This is a genomic window from Kitasatospora sp. NPDC058243 (genome assembly GCF_042882025.1).
Taxonomy (GTDB): domain Bacteria; phylum Actinomycetota; class Actinomycetes; order Streptomycetales; family Streptomycetaceae; genus Kitasatospora.
On the sequence record NZ_JBHVWW010000002.1, the window covers coordinates 69,961 to 75,942 of the forward strand.

At 73.2% G+C, this 5,982-nt stretch carries 4 protein-coding genes; 1 reads left to right on the forward strand and 3 read right to left on the reverse strand.

What is annotated here, in order from left to right:
• Positions 1 to 344 precede the first annotated feature (344 nt).
• The gene (locus ACFVX9_RS02010; protein ID WP_387979965.1) at positions 345 to 2,855 is read left to right on the forward strand and encodes a CDP-glycerol glycerophosphotransferase family protein; all 2,511 of its coding nucleotides are present in this window, start codon (positions 345 to 347) and stop codon (positions 2,853 to 2,855) included.
• A 20-nt stretch (positions 2,856 to 2,875) separates the two neighbouring features.
• Here ACFVX9_RS02010 and ACFVX9_RS02015 read toward each other — a convergent pair whose 3' ends face one another.
• The 3 genes from ACFVX9_RS02015 to ACFVX9_RS02025 form a co-directional block, all read right to left on the reverse strand.
• Positions 2,876 to 3,364, reverse strand: coding sequence for a 2'-5' RNA ligase family protein (locus tag ACFVX9_RS02015; RefSeq protein WP_347878545.1), 489 nt, complete (start codon positions 3,362 to 3,364; stop codon positions 2,876 to 2,878).
• 62 nt (positions 3,365 to 3,426) lie between these two features.
• Complete coding sequence (gene trpS, locus ACFVX9_RS02020; protein WP_371518488.1) at positions 3,427 to 4,467, reverse strand: tryptophan--tRNA ligase; 1,041 nt, start codon at positions 4,465 to 4,467, stop codon at positions 3,427 to 3,429.
• 30 nt (positions 4,468 to 4,497) lie between these two features.
• Positions 4,498 to 5,823: a hemolysin family protein gene (locus ACFVX9_RS02025; protein ID WP_063349032.1), complete on the reverse strand. Its 1,326-nt coding sequence runs from the start codon at positions 5,821 to 5,823 to the stop codon at positions 4,498 to 4,500.
• Between the last annotated feature and the right edge of the window lie 159 nt (positions 5,824 to 5,982).

Here is a 5,982-nt window from a genome sequence, read left to right on the forward strand (position 1 = left end):
TTGGCAGCCGAGCTCTACTGTGGGGGGGTCCCGGGCACCCTAAGCGAAGGGGGGTAGGCCAAACACCCCCGGGATCCCCCCACAGCCCCCCCCACGCAAACCCCCTCTTCCCCCCTCTGCGCTTTCCTGGGAATTCCCTGACAATATCCCTGGTCTTTGCCTGTACATTGCACTCGAACTAGTGTTTGTCAGCGAATTTCACGGGAAATTCCCCGGTCCGCACTGTTGACCCGGACGGCGTCCCGGTATGGGATATGAATTCGGCCCCGGTTTCCTCTCGGCATCGGTCCGGCGGCCCCGGTCCACCGCCCATGGCCCGGCCCCCGTCCCGAAGGACCCCCGCCATGCCTGCGCTCACACGGTTCGTCCTTCCGCACGCCGACCCCCGCGTGAGCACCGACCAGCCCGCCGCCGACGAGGACGTCACCTTCGGCCTGCTGCGCGCCCGCTGGACCGGCCGCGGCCTGGAGCTCACCGGCTTCGCCCGCCCGGACGACCTCGACACCGGCCGCCCCGGCTCCGCCTGGACCTGGCTGACCCTGCGCCACGCCGACGGGACCCGGCCGCCCGTCCACCTGCGCTCCCGGCCCCGCCGGCTGCCCGAAGTCACCGACGACAGCGCCCAGCCCGAGTTCAACCACGACTGGTCCGGCTTCACCGCCCTGATCGAGCCCGGCCGGCTGCGCCACGGCACCGACTGGCTGCTCGGCGACTGGCAGATCGAGACCACCCTGTTCACCCGCCCGCGCCCCACCCGGCTGCGCCGCCGGTACGGCGCCCTCGCCCCGCACTGGTGCGGCTCCGGCGAGTACCCGCCGGCCCAGTGGGTGGACCACGACGTCCGCCTCCAGCCGCACTTCGCCGACGGGCGACTGCGGCTGCTGCTCGAACGCCCCGGCATCCGGCTCACCCACGCCACCCCCGCCGCCGACGGCCTCGACCTGCGCGGCAGCGCGGACTCCTGCCCGGCCGGCACCGTGCTGCGGCTGCGCCACCGGCAGAGCGACGCCGTGATCGAACGGCCGGTCGCCCGCACCGGCAACACCTTCGCCGTCCACCTGCCGTACCGGCCGTTCACCGCCGACGGCCGCGGCAGCGGCGAACTGGAGCACTGGGACACCGAGTTCCTGCACCCCGACGGCGGCACCGAGCAGCTCTGCCCGGACGAGCGCGGCGGCCCGGTCGCCGGCCAGCACCGGCTGCCCGACACCCCGGACCGCGCCCTCTACCTCAAGCACCTCGCCGACGGCCGGCTCCAACTGTGCGTCCAACCCGCGGCCGGCCTGGTCGAGCGGATCGCCGTCCGGGCCGGCGGCTTCGAGCTCACCGGCCGCTGCCCGGACCGCGCCGCGGACCGGCTGGAGCTCGTCCTGCGGCACACCGGCACCGCGAGCGAGGTCCGCTCCCCCGTCGAGGCCGACCAGGACGGCCGCTTCAAGGTCCTGCTGCCCGCCACCCGCACCGGCGCCGACGGCACCGCGCTGCCCCTGCGCAAGGGCATCTGGGAGGCCGCGCTGACGCCCGCCGGGCGGCCCGGCCCGAGCCGCCCGCTGCTCGCCGCACCCGCCGCCCTGCCCGCGCTGCCCGCCGCCACCACGGCCGGCGGCAAGCGGATCCTGCTCCAGCGCCGCTGGCACGACACCCTGCTGGTGGACTCCACCCCGGTGCTCACCCCCACCGAGCGCAGCGCCTGGACGCAGAGCCGCCAGCGCGCCGTCCACTACCCCGCCGCCCGCCGCGAACCGCTGCGCGAGGCCGTGCTGTACGACGTGTTCGGCGGCCGCGGCTACGCCGACTCGCCGCGCGCGGTGCACGCCGAACTGGCCCGCCGCGGAGCGCCGTTGGAGCACCTCTGGGTGGTCGACGACGCCCAGGCCGAACTGCCGCCCGGGGTCCGGGCCGTCCGGATCTGGAGCCCGGAGTGGTACCGCGCGCTGGCCACCTGCCGGTACCTGGTCGGCAACACGCACTTCCCGGACTTCCTGGAGCGCCGCCCCGGCCAGGTGGTGCTCCAGACCTGGCACGGCTCGCTGCTGAAGCGGATCGCCCACGACGTCGACAACCCCTGGCTGGCCGACCACGGCTACCTGGAGGCGCTCGACCGGGAGACCCCGCAGTGGAGCCTGCTACTCTCCCCCAGCCCGTTCGCCACCCCGATCCTGCGCCGCGCGTTCCGCTACGACGGCGAGATCCTGGAGGCCGGCTACCCGCGCAACGACGTGCTCGCCCGCCCCGACGAGGCCGCCGCCGCGGCCGTCCGCCGCCGGCTCGGCATCCCGGACGGCAAGCGGATCGTGCTGTACGCGCCGACCTGGCGCGAGGACCAGCAGCGCGGTGACGGCGACGGCTTCCGGCTCGGCCTGCGGCTGGACCTCGACCACGCCCGGCGCCTGCTCGGCCGGGACCACGTGCTGCTGATCCGCCCGCACGCGCACGTCCGCGAGCCGCTGCCGGGCGCCGGGGACGGCTTCCTGTACGACTGCGGGGACTATCCCGACCCGCAGGAACTGCTGCTGGTCGCGGACGTCCTGGTGACCGACTACTCGTCGATCATGTTCGACTTCGCCGTCACCGGCCGCCCGGTGCTCTTCTTCACCTACGACCTGGAGCACTACCGCGACACCCTGCGCGGCTTCTACTTCGACTTCGAGCCGCAGGCCCCCGGCCCGCTCGTCCCCACCTCGGCCGGACTGCTCGGCGCGCTGCGCGAACTCGCCGACACCGGCGCGGCCCTGCCGCCCGGGTACGCGGAGCGCCACCGGCGCTTCCGGGCCGAGCACTGCGTCCTGGACGACGGCGGCGCGTCCCGCCGGGTGGTCGACCGGATGCTCGAACTCGTAAGGTCAGTAAGGTAGTTGAAGGTCAGTCCGGTGGTTCAGGAGAACAGGTAGCTCCGCCAGGGCCGCCAGACCTCGTCCGCGTCGAAGCGGGAGAGGCCGAAGCCCGGCACCGGGAAGGCCGCCCGGAAGCCGCGCGCCTGCGCGTACGCCTGGTCCAGCGCGTCGTCCGGCAGGCCGTGCGCGACCGTCACGTGCGGGTGGTACGGGAACGCCAGCTCGCGGGCCAGCGGGCCGGAGCGGACGTCCGCCTCCAGCAGCCGGCACTCCTGCGCGCCCTCCTCGACCCGGACGAACACCACCGGGGAGACCGGGCGGAAGGTGCCGGCGCCGCGCAGCAGCATCCGGAACGGCCGGTGCGCGGCCGCCACCGCCGCCAGGTGCTCCTCGATCTTCGGCAGCGCCTCGGCGGGCACCTCGGTCGGCGGCAGCAGGGTGACGTGCGTCGGTATCGACCGGGCCAGCGGATCGCCGTGCCCGGCCCGGGCGTCCTGGATCTGCGCACCGTACGGATCCGGAACGCTCACGGACACGCCGATGGTGACGGCCTCGGGGAGACCGTCACCATCGGGCAGGCGTGTGAGGGGAGTCACCGCTTGGCGGCCGGGAGGAAGCCGACCCGGTCGTACACCGTCTCCAGCGTCTGCGCGGCCACCTCGCGGGCCTTCTCGGCGCCGATCGCCAGCACCCGGTCCAGCTCGGCCGGGTCGTCCAGGAACGAGCGGGTGCGCTCCTGGAAGGGGGTGACCCACTCGGTGAACAGCTCGGCCAGCTCGGTCTTCAGGGCGCCGTACATCTTGCCCTCGAAGTGCGCGACCAGCTGGTCGATCGACTGGCCGCTGAGCGCGGAGTGGATGCGCAGCAGGTTGGAGACGCCGGGCTTCCCGTCCTCGTCGTAGGAGACGACGGTGCCGGTGTCGGTGACGGCGCTCTTGAACTTCTTGGCGCTGACCTTCGCCTCGTCCAGCAGGTTGACCAGGCCCTTGTCCGAGGAGGCGGACTTGCTCATCTTGGCGCCCGGGTCCTGGAGGTCCTGGATCTTCGCCGTCTCCTTGAGGATGTACGGCTTCGGCACCGTGAAGGTCGGGCTGTAGCGGGTGTTGAAGCGGTCGGCGAGGTCGCGGGTGAGCTCCAGGTGCTGGCGCTGGTCCTCGCCGACCGGGACGGCGTCCGCCTGGTAGAGCAGGACGTCCGCGACCATCAGCACCGGGTAGGTGAACAGGCCGACCGTGGTGCTGTCCGCGCCGTGCCGGACGGACTTGTCCTTGAACTGGGTCATCCGGGAGGCCTCGCCGAAGCCGGTGAGGCAGTTCATCACCCAGGCGAGCTGCGCGTGCTCGGGCACGTGCGACTGGACGAACAGGGTGCAGTGCTCCGGGTCCAGGCCGGCGCCGAGCAGCTGGGCGGCGGAGACCCGGGTGTTCTCGCGCAGCTCCTTCGGGTCCTGCGAGACGGTGATCGCGTGCAGGTCGACGACCATGTAGAAGGCGTCGTTCTCCTTCTGCAGGTCCACCCACTGGCGCACCGCGCCCAGGTAGTTGCCGAGGTGGAACGAGCCGGAGGTGGGCTGGATGCCGGAGAGAACCCGGGGACGGTCCTTGACCGGACCAGTGACCGCTGCGTTGACCATGCGGGCCATTGTTCCAGTTCCACCGGGCGCTCAGGAAACGTCCGCCCCAGGAGGTTCCGCCAGTGTGACCGCACTCACCCTCACCCGGGCGATCCGCCGGCCCTCCAACTTGGCCACCGTCAGCAGCACCCCGCCACCGCCCTCGACCGGGACGCGCACCTGGTCGCCTTCCCTGGGCAGCCGGCCGAGCGAGGCGACCAGGCAGCCCGCCACCGTCTCGTACGGGCCCTCGGGCAGGGTGGCGCCGGTCTCCTCGGTGAAGTCGCCGAGGTTGAGCAGGCCGTCCAGCTCCATGCCGCCGCCGACCAGCCGGCGGGTGGCGGCGGTCTCCGGCCGGTCGTACTCGTCCCGGATCTCGCCGATCACCTCCTCGACCAGGTCCTCCAGGGTGACGATCCCGGCGGTGCCGCCGTACTCGTCCACCACGATGGCCAGGTGGTGGCCCTCGCGGCGCATCTCGCCCATCGCCTCCAGCACCCGCTTGGTGCCGGGCAGCAGCTTCACCGGGCGGGCCAGGTCGCGGACCTTGGCGGCCTGCTCGCCGCGCGCGCCGTACAGGTCGCGGACGTGCACGAAGCCGACCACGGCGTCGGCGCTGCCCTCGACCACCGGGTAGCGCGAGTGCGGCGAGGTGTCCGCCTGGTGCCGGACGGCGGCCAGCGGGCGCTCGGCGTCCAGGAAGGTCACCTCGGTGCGCGGGACCATCACCTCGCGCAGCTGCCGCTCCCCGGCGGAGAACACGTCCGCGATCAACGCCCGTTCGTCGCTGCCGAGTTCGGTGTTGGCGGCGACCAGGCCGCGCAGCTCCTCGGAGCTCATCGAGCCACGGCCGGCGGCCGGGTCGCCGCCCAGCAGGCGGACCATCAGGTTGGTGGAGTGGCCGAGCAGCCAGATCACCGGGCGCAGCGCCACCGACATCACGTCCACCACCGGGGCCGCGATCACCGCGATCGACTCGGCCCGCTGCAGGCCGATCCGCTTGGGGGTGAGTTCGCCGAGCACCAGCGAGACGTAGCTGATCACCAGGGTGAGGCCGACCAGGGCGATCGCGTCGGCGACGCCCTCGGTGAGCCCGGCCCGGACGAACAGCGGGGCGACCTTGCCGGCCAGGGTGTCCGCGCCGAAGGCGGCGGACAGGAAGCCCATGCAGGTCACGCCGACCTGGACGGCGGCCAGGAAGCGGTTGGGGTCGGCGGCCAGGTGCGCGGCCCGGGCGGACCGCCGGGTGCCGAGCGCCTCCAGCGTCCGGATCTGGCCCTCGCGCAGCGAGATCAGCGAGATCTCGGCGACGTTGAACAGCCCGCCCAGCAGGATGAAGACGAGGACGAGCAGGGCGTCCCCGAGGGTTTCGTTCACAGCGGGTCAGTGTAGGACCGGCCGGCGCCCGGGGAGTGGAGGAACGGGCGACGGCCGGTCACACGGCGGCCCGGCCCACCCCGGGGCGGAGGAGGGGGGCGTTCGGGGAAGAGGGTGCATGGGCTTCCATGGAGGAGCAATCCCCTGAACCCTTTTCGG

Excerpts from the sequence above, each read along its gene's own strand:
- trpS (WP_371518488.1), bottom strand. The coding sequence starts at position 4,467 with ATGGTCAACGCAGCGGTCACTGGTCCGGTCAAGGACCGTCCCCGGGTT.
- ACFVX9_RS02010 (WP_387979965.1), top strand. The coding sequence starts at position 345 with ATGCCTGCGCTCACACGGTTCGTCCTTCCGCACGCCGACCCCCGCGTG.